Genomic DNA, 19,263 nt, shown 5'->3' on the forward strand with positions numbered 1-19,263 from the left:
AGGTGCACGCTCAACTACACGCGGCGCGGCTTCCGTCTCAAGGACGGGCGCCTGCACCTCGCCGGCCAGATCGTCCTGACGGTGGTGTGGTCGCGAGAACTGCCCGCGGACCCCTCCAGCGTGCGCGTGTACCAGGACTCCACCGGTGCGTGGTACGCCTCGTTCGTCGTGCCCGCGCCGGTCGAACCCCTGGCATCCACCGGGCGCGTGATCGGGATCGACTGGGGCGTACGCGAGAGTGCGACCACTACATCCGACGACCACGACCTTCCTCACCCGCAGCACGGGCGCACGGCAGCTCAGAAGCTCGCCCGCTATCAGCGGATGATGGCCCGGCGCCGACCGGCCAAGGGAAAGCCTGCATCGAACGGCTACCGGGCGGCGAAAGCTCAGACGGCGAAGCTGCAGGCCAAGGTGGCCCGGCAACGCCAGGACGGCGCCCGCAAGGGGGCCAAGAAAGTGGTACGCGACCACGACGTGCTCGCGGTGGAGGACTTTAAACCGAAGTTCCTCGCGAAGACGACGATGGCCCGCAAGGCGGCTGATGCCGCGATCGGCGCTGCGAAGCGGGCGCTGGTGGAGATGGCCCGCAAGCACGGGCGGACCGTGCGCCTGATCCATCCCGCGCACACCACGACGGACTGCGCAACGTGCGGAGCGAGAACCAAGCACGCACTGCCTCTTTCGACGCGAACGTATACCTGCACCGTGTGCGGAGCCGTATCCCCCAGGGACAAGAACTCCGCCCGCGTGATGCTCGTCCGGGCAGGTCTGAACCCGGCTGGTGTCGAAGGCGCAAGACCCGCTGAGGCGCCGCCTCAACAGGCAGCCTGAGCCAGGAATCTCCTCCCTTCAGGGAGGAGAGCAGTCAAAGGCTGCGGGCGGTGATGTCACCGCGGGAGGTGGTGGCGCGGATGTCGAGTTCGGCGGAGCCGTCGTTCCTGAGGGCGTTGCTGATGCGGCCGTAGTCGGTGCCGGCGTCCAGGGCGGCCGAGACGCCGGCGGCGGCGGCGACCGAGATGTCGCCCGACTGGGTGCGCAGCACGACCGTGCCGCGCACGGCCTCGGCGATCCGGATGTCGCCCCGTGCGGTGCTGATCTCCGCGGGGCCGCTCAGCCGGCCGACCTCGACGTCGCCGTCGAGCGCGGTGAGGCGGACGCTCGCGGCCTCGTCGATCTTGATCTGGCGGTAGGCGCCTTCGAAGACGACGTCGCCGAGGCGTCCGACGCCGCGGAGCTCGGCGCCGGCCGTCCTGGCCTCGATGCGGGAGCCGGCGGGCAGCTGGACGGTGACCTCCAGGGATCCGGAGGGGCCCAGGAGCCGGCTGTCGGGGGCCGGGGCCGTGATCCGCAGGACGCCGTCGGTGCAGGCGACCTGCGTCTGCTCGGCAGCCTTGGTGTCGCGGCTCTTGGAGGGGCTGGCGGGCAGGACCTCGACGGTGGTGTCGGCGCGGTCCGCGGCGATGAACCGGATGCGTCCGGCGGGAATGTCCAGGACGGCGGAGATCGGGGCGGGGGTGTCGAACTTCTGCATCGTGCTCTCCCGTGCTCATCATTGTTTCTGACTCCGGAAACGCTACGTTGCTTTCCAGAAACCGACAATGCGCCCGTTGCACAGAATGGGCATCTATGCAGGTGGAAGCCTAGAAAGTGTTGCAATGGTTTTGAAGATAACGCAACGACGACTGCCCTGTTCATTGCAATGGGTGAGGGGTGAACGCTAAGGTGGGGGGCAGGGACCGCCACGAAGGATCACCAGGGAGATCGCGATGCCCGGAGGCAGGCTCACCCAGTCCGAACGCCAGCAGATCGCGCTGGGGCTGGCCGACAGCCTCCCCTACGCCGAGATCGCCCGCCGCCTGGGCCGTCCGACCTCGACGATCACACGCGAGGTGATGCGCAACGGCGGCCCCACCGCCTACCGAGCCGACCTGGCCCACCGCGCCACCGAACGCCGCGCCCACCGGCGCAGGCCCGCCTCCGTGCCAGGGCCGCAGTCGGTGGCCCAGCCGCACGGACGCGACGCCGAGGCCGTGGCCGAGTACGAGGAGACGTTCACCACCGTCCTCATGGCCTCGGGCCTGACCAAGATGACGGCCCGGGTGCTGACCTGCCTGTTCACCACCGACGCGGGCAGCCTCACCGCGTCCCAGCTCGCCCAGCGCCTCCAGGTCAGCCCGGCGTCCATCTCCAAAGCGATCGCCTTCCTGGAGAGCCAGAGCCTGGTGCGCCGGGAACGCGACGAACGCCGCCGCGACCGCTACGTCGTCGACGACGAACTCTTCTACCAGGCGACGATCGCCAGCGCCCGCTCCAACGACCAGCTCGTCCGGACCGCACGCCAGGGCGTCGCCGTCCTGGGCCCCCACACCCGGGCCGCAGCCCGCCTGGAGAACATCGCCCGTTTCCTCGACTTCATCAGCGAAAGCATCACCCGCGCCGCCGAACAGGCCCGCGAAGTCCTCCACACCAGATCCGAAGCAACCCCTGACGACGCTGCCCGGCCACGTCCGGACCACGGATAGATGCACGGCGCGTCCCCGAACCTCTGCCGGATGCCGGGCAGTTGCCCGCCAGGACCGGCGGATGCCGGCGCCCGCCGCAGATCGCACCTCCGTGGCCGGCGGATGTCACATTCACCGCCCCGCCGGTGTCTTCATGTCGGACAGGCCGACAGGCCACCGGACAAGGAGAACACCATGACCCCGCGCATTCCCAAGGTCGAACTTCCCGCCGAGCTGAAGGAGAACCTCATCAAGCAGCTCGGCGCCGTGCCCGAGCCCGTCGAGGTGACCTTCAACCAGCCCGACGTCGCCATCTCCAACCTGGAGTTCTCGGGCAAGATGGCCCAGTGGAACGCGGCCGACGCGGGCCTCAAGACGTTCGCGCACATGGCTGTTGCGGCGCAGGTCGGCTGCAGCTGGTGCCTCGACATCAACTACTTCGCGGCGCTGAACCAGAACCTGGACCCGGTCAAGGCCAGCCAGGTGCCCAACTGGCGGGACTCGGACGTCTTCACACCGCTGGAGCGGGAAGTGATGGAGTACGCCGAGGCCATGACGAACACGCCGACGACCGTCACCGACGAGCTGTCGGCGAGCCTGCTCGCCCAGCTCGGCCCGGCGGCGCTGGTCGAGCTCACCGCGTTCATCGGCTTCGCCAACCTCTCGACCCGGATCAACACGGCACACGGCATCACCTCGCAGGGCTACGCCGACGCGTGCGAGATCCCGCTCGCCGAGCGGCCCGAGAAGTCCGCCGTAGCATGACGGCATGACCGATGATCCCTTCGTCGCTCATCGCAGCCTGCTGTTCACCGTCGCCTACGAGATGCTCGGGTCGGCGGCCGACGCGGAGGACGTGCTCCAGGAGTCCTGGCTGCGATGGGCCGACGTCGACCACACGCAGGTACGCGACGCGCGGGCCTACCTCATCAGAGTGGTCACGCGCCAAGCACTCAACCGGCTGCGCACCCTCTCGCGCAGCCGCGAGGAATACGTCGGCGAATGGCTGCCGGAACCGCTGCTGACCAGCCCCGACGTCGCCGAGGACGTCGAACTCGCCGAGAGCGTCTCGATCGCGATGCTCACCGTGCTCGAAACCCTCCAGCCCACCGAGCGGGCGGTGTTCGTGCTCCGCGAGGTCTTCGACATGCCCTACGGCGAGATCGCCGAGGCCATCGGGAAGTCCGCGGCCACCGTGCGCCAGATCGCCCGGCGGGCCCGCGAGCACGTGGCGGCCCGGCGGCCGCGCATGCAGGTCAGCCGCTTTGAGCAGCAGGCCGTGATCGAGCGGTTCCTCCTCGCCCTGCGCACCGGGCATCTGCAGGAACTGATGGAGATCATGGCGCCCGACGTGGTCCTGGTCGCCGACGGCGGGGGACTGGTGGCCGCCGTTCTGGTCCCCGTCCACGGGGTGTGGCCGGTGGCCCAGATCCTCGCACGCGCCAACCAGGCGGTTCACGCGTTCGAGACGGCCACCGTCTGGCTCAACGGCGCACCCGCAGGCCGGATCGAGTTCGACGGTGAACCGGCCGCGGTCAGTCTCGAGGTGGACGGCGGGCGGATCACCCGGATCTACGTGGTGCGCAACCCGCACAAGCTGACGCGCCTGGACGAACTGGCCGAACTCGCCAGGTGACATGCGCCGGCAGCAGCGGTGCCCGCCGGCCCACAGGGCCGGCGGGCACCGCTGCTGTGCAGCAGGTGGGGCGGGTTTCAGGAGGCCGGGAACTTCAGCAGCTCGCCGGTGGTGTCGATGTCGTTGGTGACGTAGATGTCACCGGCCGGGCTGACGGCCAGTCCGAAGGGCACCTTCAGCCGGTTGTTGGTGTCGATCGCGGTGAGCGCCCCGGTGTTCTTGTCGATCCGGGTCAGCGCACCGGGTCCCAGGTCCTCGGCCGATCCGGTGCCGTAGGACAGGGCGATCAGGTTGCCGCGGGGGTCCACGGCCAGGTCGATGACGTCGGTCAGGCCCTTGGCGAAGACGGTCGGCGCGTGGCCGGGCACGTAGCGCCAGATACGGCTCAGCCCCTTGTTCATGCCGCTCATGTCGGAGATGTAGAAGGCGCCGTCACGGCCGCGGACGATGCCGGTGGGCACGGCCTGGGCCTGCCCGGCCGGGGTCAGCGGCTGCGCGCCGGAGGAGGCGGCGGGCAGGGTGTTGTTGGGGAAGACGAACTCGGTGGTGGTGGTGCCGTCGGGGTGGACCCGGATGAGGTCGTTGGCGCCGGCGTCGGTGACCAGGAAGTCCCGGCCGTCCTTCACGAAGTGCGCCGGGTTGGAGAAGACCTCCTTGTTGCCGGTCACCGAGTCCGGGTCGTGGTCGGCCTCGTGCCGGGCCAGGTCACCCAGCACCTTGCCGTTGCTCAGGGCCAGGGTGCCCAGCGGCCCGCTGCCCGCACCGAGCGCGTCACGGTCGGCGGGCAGGCCGCTGAGGCCGTAGACCACCCGGTAGGTGCCGCTGCCGGCGGACTCGGCCTGGATCGCCCCGTTGACGCGGGCAAGGCCGTCGCTGCGGACGATCTGCTCGGAGGGCAGACCGGTGACGACACGGCCCTTCGAGGAGCCCTTCACCCGGTAGACGGAGCCGTTGAAGCCCAGGCACCGGTTGTAGGGGCCGCCGGGCGGCGGCGCAGGGCACGAGGTCGCCGCGGTGCCGACCTCCGCCACCAGCACCGACCCGTCGGCCTCGACCTTGACCCCACGCGGGTTGTGCAGACCGCTGGCGAGGACCACGGGGGCCGGCGCGGCCTCGGTCGCGGCCTGGGCCGGGACAACGGTCACGGTGAGACTGCCCACGACCGCCGCCGCCACGAAGGCCCCCGCCCAGGACTTGCTTGCTCTTGCCATGTCACTCCTCAACTTGGCGCCCCCGCAGTCAGGGACGAATCCAACCGGCGACACCATAAATGCAGGAGTTGGCCGGAACGCAGTGTGCAACTTCGAAAATTCCGCGGTTGCACACCGTCCGCACGCCAAACAAGGAATCAGCGACCGTGCACCGGCACGGGCACCGCGCGGGCGACAGGATCCCGGAAGCCGCGCGGGCGGGCAACTCCCTGTCAGGAAAGGTCAGTCGAGCAGACAGCGTCGCCTGCACGCCGGCGCACGGGCGCAGCCTCGCCCCGGCACACGGCGCTTTCCTGCCCGCAGCCCAAAGCCTCCCGATTCCCTTTCCGGCAACCGGTGTTCAATCGCGGAATTTCCGCTGTTGCACAGCGCGCTTTCGACCCGCTCCCGCGTCTATGGTGACCGCCGGTTGAATTCACCCCCCCTTTTTTTTCTTCGGCGGGGGCGTGCCGAGCTGAGGAGTGACATGTCGAAAGCATCCAAGTCCTTTGCGGGGACCCTCCTGGCGGCGGCCGTCGTGGGCAGCCTCACGGCGGCCCCGGTCCCGGCCCAGGCCGCGCCCGGCACGCACCTGAGCACGGCAGCCCCCGTGGTCGTCGCCGGCGCTCTGCACAACCCGCGTGCGGTCCGCCTCCAGCCGGACGGCTCCCTGCTGGTCGCGGAGGCCGGCAGCGGCCCGGCCGTCGCCTGCACGACGCCGGGCACCCGGTGCCTGGGCTTCACCGGCTCGCTCTACCGCGTCAAGGGCTCCCGGCAGGGCCGTGTCGCAACCGGACTGCCCTCCGAACTGGGCGTGCGGCCCGACGGCACCACCGCAGTCAACGGAGTGATCCAGGCCGAGTCCGCCCAAGGCGGCACCTACCGCGTGGTCTACGGCCTCAACGGCGTCCCCGCCATCCGCGCGGCACTCGGCCCGGGCGGCGAGCCGCTGGGCACCCTGAGCATCGCGGGCGGCAGGATGCTGGGCGATCTGACCGAGCACGAGGCCCGCCTGGACCCCGACTCCGTCAACGGCAACAACGAGGTCTTCTCCAACCCGAACAGCTTCGCCCGGGACGGCCGGGACTTCCTGGTCACCGACTCCGCCGCCAACGACCTCATCCGGGTCCACCCCGACGGCACCACCACCACCGAGTTCGTCTTCCCCAACAACACCCTGCCCGCCGCCCCCGCCACGGCCCGGCCGCTGACCCCGGCCGGCCAGGTCCAGGCGGTGCCCACCGGCATCGTCCGCGGCCGCGACGGCGCCTTCTACATCGCCGACATGGGCGGCATGCACGAGGGGCTGAGCCGTATCTGGCGCTTCGTGCCCGGCCACGCGCCGACCGTCCTCGCCACCGGCCTGACCGACGTCAGCGACCTCGCCGTCAACCCCCGCGACGGGAACCTCATCGCCCTGTCGTACGGCACCAGGACCGGGCTCCCGCCGGCCGACCCGGGCCCCGGCGCCCTGACCCGGATCGACATCCGCACGGGCGCGCTGACCCCGATCGACACCGGCAACCGCCTGCACCTGCCCGCGGGGCTGGCCGTCAGCGCGTGCGGTGACATCTACGTCACCAACAACGCGCTGAGCACCAGCGGCGAACTCCTGAAGTTCCCGGCCCGCTGACCGGATCTCTTGAGCGCAGGCCCCGTCCTCAAGGGCGAGGCTGGCCCATCCTTGGCGCGGAGCCGCGCAGCGATGGAAACCGTGAGAGCCGAGCGGTCTTCGTGTGCACGAGCCCCGGATGCGGCAACATTGATCATGCGGATGTGAACGCGGCGAGGACCATCAAGGCGGCCGGGCAGGCCGTCTCAGCCTGGGGAGACCTCGACACCGGTCGGTCCGTGAAGCAGGAATCCGTGAGCCGGGCGACCGGCCCAACCCCCTCATGGGGGAATCCTCCCCGTCCTTCAGGACGGGGAGGACGTCAACCCGCACCGCATTCCACCGGCCCGGACACCTTGCACCATGGGGGAGTTGCCCTCCCGGCCCGCTCGCGGAATCTCCCGGTCCGAGTCCGGCCCCCACCTGCGTACGGCGTCGAAAAGGGCACCGATTCCCGCCCGCCGGGCCGGTGTTCAATCGCGGAATTTCCGCTGTTGCACAGTGCGCTTTCGACCAACTCCCGCGCATATGGTGCCGGTCGAATCCACCCCCCTCCCTTTTTGCGGGGTGTGCCAAGTTGAGGAGAGACATGGCGAGAGCAAGCACGTCCTTTGCGGGGGCCTTCCTGGCGGCGGCCGTCGTGGGCAGCCTCACGGCGACAATCGTCCCGGCCCAGGCCGCCACCCCGTCCGGCACGCACACGCGCACCACCGCCCCGGCGCCCGTGGTCGTCGCCGGCGGTCTGCACAACCCGCGCGGCATATCCATCCAGCCCGACGGCTCCGTCCTGGTCGCGGAGGCCGGCAGCGGCCCCGAGACCCCCTGCACGGCGCCGCCCGGTGTCATCACCCGCTGCCTGGGCTTCACCGGCTCGGTCTACCGCGTCAGGCACCACGCGCAGGGCCGTGTCGCAACCGGCCTGCCCTCCCAGCTGATCTACCGGCCCGACGGCTCCAGCGTGGTCACCGGAGCGCTCCAGGCCCAGAACGCCGGCCACGGCGCCTACCGGGTGGTCTACGGCATGAGCGGCCTGCCCGCCGACCGTGACGCGCTCGGTGCGGGCAGCGGGCCGCTGGGCACCCTCGCCCTGACCAGCGGCAAGGTGCTGGGTGACCTGGCCCGGCACGAGGCCGACCACGACCCGGACTCGGTGACCGGCAACAAGGAGGTCTTCTCCAACCCGGCCAACTTCGCGAGGGACGGACGGGACTTCCTGGTCACCGACGCCGGCGCCAACGACCTCATCCGGGTCCACCCCGACGGCACCACGACGACCGAGTTCGTCTTCCCCAACAACACCCTGCCCGCCGCCCCCGCCACGGCCCGGCCGCTGACCCCGGCCGGGCAGGCCCAGGCGGTGCCCACCGGCATCGTCCGCGGCCGCGACGGCGCCTTCTACATCGCCGACATGAGCGCCCTGCGCCCCGGCCTCGGCCGCATCTGGCGCTACGTGCCCGGAAGCGCGCCGACCGTCTTCGCCACCGGCCTGACCGACGTCATCGACCTCGACGTCGACCCCCGCGGCAACCTGATCGCCCTGTCCTACAACACCGGCACCTCCACCGGCCTGCAGCCCGGCGCCCTGACCCGGATCGACCGCACGAGCGGTGCGCTGACCCCGATCGACACCGGCGGCCGCCTGAGCGTGCCCACGGGCCTGGCCGTCAGCGCGTGCGGCGACATCTACGTCACCAACAACACGCTCGGCACCAGCGGCGAACTCCTGAAGTTCCCGGCCCGCTAGACCCGCCCGCCTGCCTGCCGCAGGCCACACCCGTACGCCCCCGACTCCCCGGCACACCAGGGGAGTCGGGGGCGTACGCACGGACGGCGCGGGCACGCACCCGACCACCCACCAAGGTGTGACCTGTGTCACTTGAGGGTGTTCTGGCGTCACGCCCCCGCCCGTGTCACGATTTCTGCACGCCCTCCCTGCCCGAAAACAGCTACGAGGCAGTGGGCCGGGTGTCCCCACAGCCGGTCCCTCGTGCAGGTGAGACCGCAGAGCCAGAGCCCCGTGATCCACGGCAGCCGGCTGCATCCCCCCGAGCGGCCGAGGCCCCTCCCTCAAGGGCCGCCCTCACCCGCGGTCGCCGCCCCTTCGGCTGACGGACCGTCACACACTTTTCCTGCAGCCCCGGCCGGCCGGGGCTGCAGGGGCTGCGTGTCCTCTCCCGGACGGGCAGGCGGTGTTGCCGATCGGAGGGGATCGCCCGTGTGGGCCGTGCGGCGTCCGGCCGGGAGTTGTCCCTGCCCGCCGCTCACCGGCGGGCGCGTCCGGGCCGTCCGTGAGGAATCCCGTCCACCGCCACGCCGAAGGGACGGCAGGCGAAAGGTGAGCTGCCATCAGCTCGACGTCCTACTGCCCTTGCTGTCGAGACTCTAAAAGAAGTGGGTTCCAGATATGCCAAGGCTATGCAAGCCGGCGATGAGCGCGCCGGAACATGTCATCACCGTGGAAGAAACTCTGGAATTTGCCGAAAGAGCGCATGCCGGCAAGCCGCAGCTTCCCTTGGCGCTTCGCCTGATCCGCAACACGGGCGTGAAGAAGCGGCACATCGTCCAGCCCATCGAGAAGACGCTGTACCACCCCGGCTTCGAGGAGCGCAACCGGATCTACGAGCTCGAGTCGAAGAAGCGCTGCCCCGAGGTCATCGAACAGGCCCTGGCCAACGCCGAGGTGACGGCGCGTGACATCGACGCGATCATCTACGTGTCGTGCACCGGGTTCCTGATGCCGTCACTGACCGCATGGCTGATCAACACGATGGGACTGCGCTTCGACACCCGGCAGATCCCCATCGCGCAGCTGGGCTGCGCGGCGGGCGGCGCGGCGATCAACCGGGCCCACGACTTCTGCATGGCCCACCCCGGCAGCAACGTCCTGATCGTCTCCTGCGAGCTGTGCTCGCTGTGCTACCAGCCGGACGCGGACGACATCGGCACGCTGCTGTCCGACGGCCTGTTCGGTGACGCGGTCGCCGCCGCCGTCGTACGCGGCATCGGCGGCGTCGGCATCGAGCTGGAACGCAACGCCTCCTACCTCATCCCGGGCACCGAGGACTGGATCTCCTACGCCGTCAAGGACACCGGCTTCCACTTCCAGCTGGACCGCCGGGTGCCCGGGACGATGGAGCCGCTCGCACCGGTGCTGCGCGAGCTGGCCAAGGACCACAGCTGGGACGCCGGCAAACTCGACTTCTACATCGTCCACGCCGGCGGCCCGCGCATCCTCGACGACCTGGCCAAGTTCCTCGACGTGGACCGCAGTGTGTTCCGGCACAGCTGGGCGACCCTGACCGAGTACGGCAACATCGCCAGCGCCGTCGTGCTCGAGGCCGCCCGCCGCCTGTTCGAGGAGGAGCGGCCGGCGGCCGGCGCCACCGGCCTGATCGCGGGCTTCGGTCCCGGCATCACCGCCGAGATGGCGCTCGGCACCTGGGCCGAGGACGTCGTAGCGCAGACCATCGCCTGAGCCCTCGCACGGACCTTAAGGAAGCGACGCGTATGACTGACCTGATCGTCCCGGCGGGTGCGGGGCGAAAGCTGATCACCCCGGCGCAGGAGGTGACCTTCAAGGCCACGAAGGCGCAGGGATCCTCCGTATCGATCTTCGAAGTGGTCGTCCCGCCCGGATTCGACGTCGGGGCGCACGTGCACACCCACGCCCAGGAGTTCTTCTACGTCCTTGAGGGCGAGCTGGACCTGCTGTGCTTCGAGCCGACCGAGCGCACCGGGGACACCTGGCACCACTGGAGGTCCGCCACCGGCGACCGCGTCATCCGCGCGGGCGAGGGCAGCTGCATGTTCGTCCCCCCGGGCACCCCGCACGCGTTCCGCAACGCCACCGACAAGCCGGTGAAGATGCTCTTCCAGAGCTATCCCTCGCCCGAACACGAGGACTACTTCGAGGAGATCGCGGAGATCTGGTCGCGCGGCAGCGCGGTGGACCCCGCGGCCGTGGAGGAGATGCGCAGGCGCTACGACGTCAGCCAGATCACGCCGCTGCGCTTCGAACCGCCCTCCACCCCCCTCGTTCCGGGCCAGGACACACACGCGAAGCACAGCGGGAGGTGAGCACGATGGAATCGATACCCCTGGTCCACGCGAGCCTGGGCGAGCAGGAACTGGCAGCCGTCGCGGAGGTGTTCGCCTCCGGCTGGCCGGCCGGACAGGGCCCCAGAGGCAAGGCCCTGGAGGCCCAGCTGGCCGCGAAGTACGCGGCCGGTGACGCCGTCGCGGTCAGCAACTGCGGCGCCGCCCTCCACCTGGCCCTGCTCGCGCTCGGCGTCACACCGGGCGACGAGGTGATCGTCGCCGACTACACGTTCCCGGCGCCCGCCCAGGCCGTGCGCTACGTGGACGCCGTCCCGGTCTTCGCCGACGTGCGGGCCGACACCGGCACCGTCGACCCGCAGGCGGTGGCCGACCTGGTCACCGAACGCACCGTCGGTGTGATCGCGGTGGACACGGTCGGCCTGCCCGCCGACTACACGCAGCTGCAGGCGATCGCCGACCGCCACGGCCTGTTCCTCGTCGAGGACGCCGCCTGCGCGGTCGGCGCGACCTACCAGGGCCGCCAGGCGGGCGCGCTCGCCGAGGTGGGCTGCCTGTCCTTCCACGGGCGCAAGGGAGCCACCAGCGGCGAGGGCGGGGCACTGCTCGCCGCCGACCCGGCCATCGGCGCGGACGCACGGCTGCGCTCCTCCTTCGGCATCGGCAGCATCTTCGACATGGGCAAGATCGTCGGCCTGCCGATCCCCGAGTTCACCGAGATCGGCTACAACTTCAAGCTGTCCGACATCGCCGCGGCCATCCTCCAGGTGCAGCTGGGCAGGATCGACGAACTGCTGGCACGCCGCAGCGCGGTCGCCGCGCAGTACGCCGAACTCCTCGCCGGCGAGGACCTGCTGACCCTGCCGCACGTACCCGAGGACCGCACCCACGCCTGGCAGTCCTACATGGTGACGCTCGATGCGGGCGTGGACCGCGCGGCGGTCGCCGCCGAACTGCGCGCCCAGGGCATCGGCTGCGGGCACGGCACGTGGGCCACCCACGTCCAGCCCGTGTTCGAGGCGAAGCAGAAGTGCCCCGTCTCGGCCGACCTCTTCCAGCGCAACCTCGCCATCCCCATGCACGCGGAACTCCGTGCGCACCAGGTCGAACGGGTCGCCGACGCCCTGCGCAGCGCGGTCAGGACCCACTCGGCACGCGCCCGCGCCCTAGGAGGGGCAGCATGAGCGACAACCAGCCCACGCCGGACGGCGTCCTGCGGCTGATCAACGGCTACTGGGCCACCGGCGTCGTCGGCGCCGCGGCCGCCCACCGGCTGTTCACCCACCTCGAGGACGGCGCGGACACGGCCGGCCATCTGGCCGAGCGCGCCGAGATCTCCGAGCGGGGCGCGCAGACCCTCCTGGACGGGCTCGTCGGCATCGGCCTGGTCGAACTCGCAGGCGGCCGCTACCGCAACACCCCCGAGGCGTCCGCCTACCTGGTCGAGGGCAAACCCGCCTCGCTCAGCAGCTTCGCCCGGCTGAAGCTGAAGCACATGGGCGCCCTGGTCACCCTGCCGGACGTGGTCCGCGCCGGGGGACCGATCACCGACCCGGCCACCGAAGTGGCCGACAACCCGCACTGGGAGGAGATCGTCCCGGCCATCGCCGCCCAGTCGGTGCCCGCCGCCGAGGTCGCCGCCGAGGTGCTCTCGCTGGCCGGGGCCGGCGCCATCTCGATCCTCGACGTGGGCGGCGGCTCGGGCATCTACTCGGCACTGTGGCTCACGGCCAACCCCGCCGCCCGCTCCACCCAGCTCGACTGGGAACCGATCAACCAGATCGCCCGCCGCCTGCTCCACGAGCGCGGCGTCGCCGACCGGTTCACCTGCATCGACGGCGACTTCCACACCACCGACTTCGGCAGCGCCCGCTACGACGTCGCGCTGTACTCCCACATCGCCCACCAGGAGGGACCCGAGGGCAACGTGGAGGTCTTCACCCGGCTCCGGCAGGCCCTCAAGCCCGGCGGCGCCCTGGTGGTCTGCGACTACGTCGTCGACGACGACCGCAGCGGCCCCGCCTTCCCGCTGATCTTCGCCGCGGAGATGCTGCTCAAGAGCAAGCAGGGAGGCACCTGGCGGCGCGCCGACTACCGCGACTGGCTCACCAAGGCCGGCTTCGAGGAGGTCTCCTTCCACTTGGCGCCGCCCGCCACCCTCGTCGTCGCCCGCTAGCCGGCGCACCTTCGGCTCCTGCAAAAACCGTGCCACCAACCCAACCGTGGGGGATGTATGTCGCAGAACACCGAGCTGGAAGCCCTCTACTCGGTCATCGAGGAATCCGCCCGGCTGGCGGGCGTCGCCACCTCGCGGGACACGGTCTGGCCGATCCTGACCGCGTACGGGGACACGCTCGCCAAAGCCGTGATCGCCTTCAGGGTGGCCACGGGGGAGCGCAACGCAGGAGAATTCGACTGCCGTTTCACCCTGCTCCCCAAAGAACTGGACCCCTACGCCGCCGCCCTCTCCCACGGACTTGCGGCGAAGACGGACCACCCCGTCGGGAGCCTGATCGCAGAACTCCACCGGGACTTCCCCATCGACTCCACCGGCATCGACTTCGGCGTCGTCGGCGGCTTCGCGAAGACCTGGTCCTTCTTCCCGATCGACGACCTGCAGCCGCTGTCCAAGCTGGCCCAACTGCCCTCGATGCCCCCCGGCGTGGCCGCGAACCTCGACTTCTTCACCCGCTACGACCTGGCCGACCGGGTGAGCCTGGTCGGGATCGACTACCCGCACAAGTCGCTGAACCTGTACTTCGGCGCGGCTCCCGCCGACGTCTTCTCGGCCCAGGGAATCACCTCGATCCTCCGCGACGCCCGCCTGCCCGAGCCGAGCGAGCGGCTGCTGCAGCTCGGCGCGCAGGCCTTCGGCATCTACGCCACCTTGAGCTGGGAATCCGAGAGGGTCGAACGGATCACGATCGCCGCCATGACATCGGATCCCACGACGCTTCCGGTGCGCATCGAACCCAAGATCGAGCACTTCGTGAAAAACGCCCCGTACAGCACCGACGACCGCCAGTTCGTCTACGCGATCACGGCGACCCCCAAGGGCGAATACCACAAGCTCCAGTCGTACTACGCATGGCAGTCACGCGTGGAGAACATCCTGCTGGTGTCCGACAACGGATAGCCCCGCCGCCAGGCAGAGCGTGAGAAAAGGAAACCGACTGTGGAACCCGTGAACCTCGCCGTCATCTACTACAGCTCGACCGGAACCGTGCACACCCTGGCCAAGGCCGTCGCCGAGGGCGCCGAGAAGGCCGGCGCCACCGTGCGGCTGCGCAAGGTTCGCGAACTGGCCCCGCCGGAGGCCATAGGCGCCAACCCGGCCTGGGCCCAGCACACCAAGGACAGCGCCGACATCGCCGAGGCCGCCCTCGACGACGTGGCCTGGGCGGACGCGATCCTGTTCGGCACACCCACCCGCTTCGGCAACGTGGCCAGCCAGCTCAAGGCGTTCATCGATACCGCCGGCCCCCTGTGGCAGCAGGGCAAGCTCGCCGACAAGGTCTGCTCGGCCTTCACCTCCAGCGCCACCCCCCACGGCGGCCAGGAGTCCACCATCCTCGCGCTGAGCAACACCTTCTACCACTGGGGCGGCATCATCGTGCCGCCCGGCTACACCGACCCCGTCCAGTTCCGCACGGGCAACCCCTACGGCACCTCCCACGTGACCGGCGCCGGCGCGATCGGCGAGGACGTGCTGCAGGCGGCCCGCCACCAGGCCCGGCGCGTCGTGGACGTCGCGGGTGCCCTCAAGGCCGGCCGCACCGTCTCCTGACGGTCCGTCAGGAGACGGCCGCTTGCGGCCTCCTGCCCGATCAACTCCCGCCAGCCGTACGTATTCTGACGGAGGCTCTGCCCGTGCGGGCAGCGCCCCGGCGGCGATCCGCCGGCCGAGCCTTCGAGGGGAAAACTTTTCAATGAACATCGCTCTGTGGATCGTCGCCGGGGTACTGGGCGCAGCCTGCGTGGCCGGCGGCGCCATGAAGCTCCTGCAGCCCAAGGAGAAGATGGCCGCCTCCGGCTGGGCCTGGGTCGAGGACTTCGGCGACAGCACCGTCAAGTCCATCGGCGCGCTGGAGATCCTGGCCGGGCTGGGCCTGATCCTGCCCGCGGCGCTCGACGTCGCCCCGGTGCTGGTGCCGCTGGCCGCCGTGGGCCTGGTGCTGCTGATGATCGGCGCGGGCATCACGCACCTGCGCCGGGGCGAGGCCCAGGCCGTCGCGGTGAACGTGGTCCTGCTCGCCGTGTCCGCCTTCGTGGCATGGGGCCGCTTCGGCCCCTACTCCTTCTGACACAGGCCGTCCGAAACCAGGGCCTGTCTGCCCCGTCCCGCCTGCCCCACGGCGCCTGGCGCACCGTCCCCCACTGTCTCCACAGGCGTGGGGGATCTGCTTTGCCCCGCCGGGGCCCCCGGCGGGGCCGGCGACGGGAGGGGCCCCGCAGGCCCTTCCTGCAGGCCGCCGTGGCCTCGGCGCGTGTCCCCGCATCCCGCACAGAGCCGGCGACAGTGCGCATGTCCATCGCTCACCGCAAAGGAGACAGCCCCGATGAAGGGCTCCGTGGCCTACCAATCGATACAGAAGCGCGGTCTTCACATCGGCCTGCTGCCGGCGTTGGCCGCGGCCGTCAACGGCTCCACGCCGATCACGCTCGATCACGACCTGGACGTGCTGCCCGAAGCGGGCCGCAACCTTGACGTCGCCCGTCTCGCCGACCTCGTGGACGACCTGGCCGCCCGCCTGTGGGCGGCCGGTGTGCGGCCCGACGAGCACATCGTCGTCCACAAGAAGGCGAACGCCGATGTGTGGGTGCTGGCCTGTGCCGCGTCCCGGATCGGCGCGGTGCCCGTGATGCTCTCGCCCGGCCTGGACGCGGCGACCGTCGGCGCCCTGCTGGCGCGGCTGGAGCGGCCCAACCTGCTCACCGACCTGCACAAGCTGGACGTGCTCGCCGAGGTGCCGCTCGCGGACCTGACCCGGCGGGTGATCACCGTCGCCGGCGAACGGCCCGGCGCGCAGCCGCTCAGCGCGTTCGCCGGGGCACCCCGCATCAAGCCGGTCATCCGGCCGATCGACGAGGCCGCCGTCATCACCCACACCTCCGGCACCACCGGACTGCCCAAGCTGGTCGTGCACACGCCCCGCACCCAGGGCATCCGGCTCAAGCCGCAGTGGCGCCTGCTCTCCCTGATGCGCAAGAAGGAGAACGTCGCGATCCACATCTCCTTCGTGCACTCCCGGATGGTCGCCGCGATGGCCCTGGCCCTCCTCAAGGAGATGCCGGTCCTGCTCATGAACGAGTCGGACCCCGCCGCCGTCGCCGAGCTGTTCCTGAAGAACCGGCCCGGGCTCATCGAGGCACTGCCCAACTCGCTGATGGAGTGGGAGAACCTGACCGAGGACCCCCGGGCGCCGTTCGCCTCGGTGAAGTACTTCTCCTCCACCTTCGACGCCATCCACCCCCGCACGATGGGCCAGCTGCTCAAGTCCTCCAGACGGCGCGGAGCCCTGTTCTTCCAGATCTACGGACAGAGCGAGGTCGGACCCGCCGTCGGCCGCGCCTACTTCCGCAACTCCGCCCACAAGGCGAACGGGCGCTGCGTGGGCTGGCAGATGCCGCTGGGCGCGGCCAGGGTCCGGGTGGTGAGCCGCAACGGCGAGCCGCCCTCCGAGAAGAACCCCGGCTTCATCGAGGTCGCCTGGCCCGGCCTGGCCAAGACCTACTTCGCCGAGCAGGACCGCTACGACACCAACCGGGACGGCGACTGGTGGCGCACCGGAGACGTCGGCTACCGCACCCGGTTCGGCTGCCTGCACATGCTCGACCGCGAGGTCGACATGATCCCCGGACTGCGCAGCTCCCTGGAGGTCGAGGACCGCGTGCTCGGCCAGCTCGACGAACTGAGCGAACTCGTCGTGATCCAGGGCCCCAACGCCGAACCGGTCCCGGTGATCTGCACCCACGACGACCGGCCCCTGGACCCGGGCCGCTGGCGCGCGGCCACCGCCTCCTTCCCCCACCTGGCCGACCCGATCCAGATACCGCAGGCCGAACTGCCGCGCACCGCCACGCTCAAGGTCCAGCGGCTCGCCCTGGCCAGCCGGCTCAAGGACCAGCTCCAGGACCGGACCTGATGCGCGACCAGCCGACCGCCCAGACGGTGGAACCGACCAACTCGAAAGAGACGACTGCTATGACACCGGACGCCACGCTCGCACGACTGCGCGAATACATGGTGGGCCCCTCGCGGTTCATGACCCTGCTGTCCCTGTTCGAGCTGGGCGTCATCGACGCACTGCGCACCCAGCCCGGCCAGACGGCCGCCGAGCTCGGCGAGAGGGTCGGCGCCAAGCCCGACGCCGTCGAACAGCTCCTGCTCCTCCTGGTCAAGGAAGGCTTCATCGCCCTCGACGAGGAGTCCGGCGCCTACCGCCTCGACGCCCTCGCCCACGTCGCCGAACACGACCTGCGCCGCGCCCTCGCCTACATGAACATGATCAAGGTGGTGGCGCTGCGGCAGCTGTTCTACCTCACCGAGAGCACCCGCACCGCCACCCTCGTCGGCCTCAAGGAGCTGTACGGGGTGAGCGAGGGCACCCTGTACGGGGCGGTCGCCGAACACCAGGACCTGCGCGAGGCCTGGGCGAAGCTGATGGACACGGTCACCGCCAACATCGACCCCTGGTTCTTCGGCAACGTCGACATCCCCGCCGGCGCCCAGGTCCTCGACCTCGCCGGCAACACCGGCCTCGGCGCGATCCACACCTACCGGCACAAGGCCTCGCCCGGGCTGCGGGTCACCACCTTCGACCTGCCGGAGAAGGAGCACGAGGCCCTGGAGAACTTCAAGGCCCACGGCGTGGCCGAGCACTGCTCCTTCATCGGCGGCGACGTCTTCGACGGAGTCCCCGGCGGCTTCGACATCGTACTGATCAAGCACTTCCTGGACATGTTCGACAAGGACGACGTGGTCAGGATCCTCAAGGGCGTCCACGACGCCCTCGAGACCGGCGGCCAGGTCAACATCATGGTGCCGGTGTACCCGGAGGACATCACGGACACCGACAACTACAACGTCGACTTCTTCCCGGCCTTCTTCATCGGCTGCGCCATGGGCCAGGGCGGCCCGCAGAAGCTGTCGACCTACCAGAGCTGGCTGGAGGAGTGCGGGTTCAAGGTGACGAAGGCGATCACCAAGGACGCCGCCGACATCCCGCCGGACGTCATCCCCGTCCAGGCCATCCTGAGCGCGACGAAGATCGCCTGACGGGCTGAGCACCCCCCGCGCGCCCGTGGTGCGCCCGCACACCGATCCGGGCGCACCACCGAGGCCTGCCCCCGCCCACGGGGCAGGCCACCGCGTGCCGCGCCCCGGCCACGTGTCCGCCCACCACTGTCTTGGAGTGCCATGTCCCGCCGTCTGTTCACCTCGGAATCCGTGACCGAGGGGCATCCCGACAAGATCGCCGACCAGATCAGCGACACCATCCTCGACGCCCTGCTGCGCCAGGACCCCGCCTCCCGCGTCGCGGTCGAAACCCTGATCACCACCGGCCAGGTGCACATCGCGGGCGAGGTGACCACCACCGCCTACGCCGACATCGCCCAACTGGTACGCCACAAGATCCTCGACATCGGCTACGACTCCTCGAAGAAAGGCTTCGACGGCGCCTCCTGCGGCGTGTCGGTGTCCATCGGCGCCCAGTCGGCCGACATCGCCCGCGGCGTCGATGTGGCCTACGAGGTCCGCACCGAGAGCGACAAGATCGACGACGAGGACGACCTGGACCGGCAGGGCGCCGGCGACCAGGGCCTGATGTTCGGCTACGCGTCCGACGAGACGCCCACCCTGATGCCGCTGCCGATCGAGCTGGCCCACCGGCTCTCGCGCCGCCTGACCGCCGTGCGCAAGGACGGCACACTCGCCTACCTGCGCCCGGACGGCAAGACGCAGGTCACCATCGAGTACGACGGCGACAAGGCCGTCCGCCTCGACACCGTCGTGGTCTCCTCCCAGCACGCCTCGGACGTCGACCTCAAGACGCTGCTCACGCCCGACATACGGGAGTTCGTCGTCGAGCACGTGCTGAAGGAACTCGCCGCAGACGGCATCAAGCTGGACACCGAGGGCTACCGCCTCCTGGTCAACCCGACCGGCCGCTTCGAGATCGGCGGCCCGATGGGCGACGCCGGCCTGACCGGCCGCAAGATCATCATCGACACGTACGGCGGCATGGCCCGCCACGGCGGCGG

General features: G+C 70.3%; 17 protein-coding genes and 2 pseudogenes. 17 read left to right on the plus strand and 2 right to left on the minus strand.

Annotated elements, in window-relative coordinates; all coding sequences use genetic code 11:
- The coding region (locus ABZ471_RS42680; RefSeq protein ID WP_359074484.1) for a transposase at window positions 1-834 on the plus strand (834 nt) is incomplete at its 5' end.
- Between the two features lie 34 nt (window positions 835-868).
- Here the strand turns inward: ABZ471_RS42680 and ABZ471_RS42685 are convergent.
- Window positions 869-1,534, minus strand: a complete 666-nt coding sequence (locus ABZ471_RS42685) for a DUF4097 family beta strand repeat-containing protein (protein WP_359074486.1) — start codon at window positions 1,532-1,534, stop codon at window positions 869-871.
- A 235-nt stretch (window positions 1,535-1,769) separates the two neighbouring features.
- On the opposite strand from ABZ471_RS42685, the pseudogene ABZ471_RS42690 reads away from it, so the two are divergent.
- From ABZ471_RS42690 to ABZ471_RS42705, 4 genes and pseudogenes are all read left to right on the plus strand, one after another.
- Window positions 1,770-1,976: pseudogene (locus ABZ471_RS42690) on the plus strand (helix-turn-helix domain-containing protein); the annotation flags it as partial.
- 114 nt (window positions 1,977-2,090) lie between these two features.
- Window positions 2,091-2,525, plus strand: a pseudogene (locus tag ABZ471_RS42695) (MarR family transcriptional regulator); the annotation flags it as partial.
- A 174-nt stretch (window positions 2,526-2,699) separates the two neighbouring features.
- The gene (locus tag ABZ471_RS42700) at window positions 2,700-3,269 is read left to right on the plus strand and encodes a carboxymuconolactone decarboxylase family protein (protein ID WP_359074487.1); all 570 of its coding nucleotides are present in this window, start codon (window positions 2,700-2,702) and stop codon (window positions 3,267-3,269) included.
- Window positions 3,270-3,273: 4 nt separating this feature from the next.
- A complete protein-coding gene (locus ABZ471_RS42705) occupies window positions 3,274-4,140 on the plus strand; it encodes an RNA polymerase sigma-70 factor (protein ID WP_359074488.1) in 867 nt (288 codons plus the stop codon).
- Between the two features lie 77 nt (window positions 4,141-4,217).
- Here ABZ471_RS42705 and ABZ471_RS42710 read toward each other — a convergent pair whose 3' ends face one another.
- Window positions 4,218-5,351, minus strand: a complete 1,134-nt coding sequence (locus ABZ471_RS42710) for a ScyD/ScyE family protein (protein WP_359074490.1) — start codon at window positions 5,349-5,351, stop codon at window positions 4,218-4,220.
- Between the two features lie 466 nt (window positions 5,352-5,817).
- On the opposite strand from ABZ471_RS42710, the gene ABZ471_RS42715 reads away from it, so the two are divergent.
- The 12 genes from ABZ471_RS42715 to metK form a co-directional block, all read left to right on the plus strand.
- A complete protein-coding gene (locus ABZ471_RS42715; protein WP_359074492.1) occupies window positions 5,818-6,963 on the plus strand; it encodes a ScyD/ScyE family protein in 1,146 nt (381 codons plus the stop codon).
- Window positions 6,964-7,531: 568 nt separating this feature from the next.
- A complete protein-coding gene (locus tag ABZ471_RS42720; RefSeq protein WP_359074494.1) occupies window positions 7,532-8,686 on the plus strand; it encodes a ScyD/ScyE family protein in 1,155 nt (384 codons plus the stop codon).
- 660 nt (window positions 8,687-9,346) lie between these two features.
- Window positions 9,347-10,417 carry a type III polyketide synthase gene (locus ABZ471_RS42725; RefSeq protein ID WP_359074496.1) on the plus strand — a complete coding sequence of 357 codons (1,071 nt, stop codon included), beginning with the start codon at window positions 9,347-9,349 and terminating at the stop codon, window positions 10,415-10,417.
- 32 nt (window positions 10,418-10,449) lie between these two features.
- Window positions 10,450-11,019, plus strand: coding sequence for a cupin domain-containing protein (locus tag ABZ471_RS42730; protein WP_359074498.1), 570 nt, complete (start codon window positions 10,450-10,452; stop codon window positions 11,017-11,019).
- 5 nt (window positions 11,020-11,024) lie between these two features.
- Window positions 11,025-12,182, plus strand: coding sequence for a DegT/DnrJ/EryC1/StrS aminotransferase family protein (locus tag ABZ471_RS42735; RefSeq protein WP_359074499.1), 1,158 nt, complete (start codon window positions 11,025-11,027; stop codon window positions 12,180-12,182).
- On the plus strand, window positions 12,179-13,174 hold the full coding sequence (locus ABZ471_RS42740) for a class I SAM-dependent methyltransferase (protein ID WP_359074501.1): 996 nt from the start codon (window positions 12,179-12,181) through the stop codon (window positions 13,172-13,174). Before ABZ471_RS42735 ends, ABZ471_RS42740 begins: the two co-directional genes overlap by 4 nt.
- A gap of 57 nt (window positions 13,175-13,231) precedes the next feature.
- Window positions 13,232-14,134: an aromatic prenyltransferase gene (locus tag ABZ471_RS42745; protein ID WP_359074502.1), complete on the plus strand. Its 903-nt coding sequence runs from the start codon at window positions 13,232-13,234 to the stop codon at window positions 14,132-14,134.
- A gap of 39 nt (window positions 14,135-14,173) precedes the next feature.
- Window positions 14,174-14,785 (plus strand): NAD(P)H:quinone oxidoreductase, encoded by a 612-nt coding sequence (gene wrbA, locus ABZ471_RS42750; RefSeq protein ID WP_359074503.1) that lies wholly within the window; start codon window positions 14,174-14,176, stop codon window positions 14,783-14,785.
- 142 nt (window positions 14,786-14,927) lie between these two features.
- Window positions 14,928-15,302, plus strand: coding sequence for a DoxX family protein (locus tag ABZ471_RS42755; protein ID WP_359074505.1), 375 nt, complete (start codon window positions 14,928-14,930; stop codon window positions 15,300-15,302).
- A 255-nt stretch (window positions 15,303-15,557) separates the two neighbouring features.
- The gene (locus ABZ471_RS42760) at window positions 15,558-17,144 is read left to right on the plus strand and encodes a class I adenylate-forming enzyme family protein (RefSeq protein WP_359074507.1); all 1,587 of its coding nucleotides are present in this window, start codon (window positions 15,558-15,560) and stop codon (window positions 17,142-17,144) included.
- Window positions 17,144-18,277 (plus strand): methyltransferase, encoded by a 1,134-nt coding sequence (locus tag ABZ471_RS42765; RefSeq protein WP_359074509.1) that lies wholly within the window; start codon window positions 17,144-17,146, stop codon window positions 18,275-18,277. Before ABZ471_RS42760 ends, ABZ471_RS42765 begins: the two co-directional genes overlap by 1 nt.
- A 141-nt stretch (window positions 18,278-18,418) precedes the next feature.
- The coding region (metK, locus tag ABZ471_RS42770; protein WP_359074511.1) for a methionine adenosyltransferase at window positions 18,419-19,263 on the plus strand (845 nt) is incomplete at its 3' end.

Source organism: Streptomyces sp. NPDC005728 (assembly GCF_040630895.1).
Classification (GTDB): domain Bacteria; phylum Actinomycetota; class Actinomycetes; order Streptomycetales; family Streptomycetaceae; genus Streptomyces.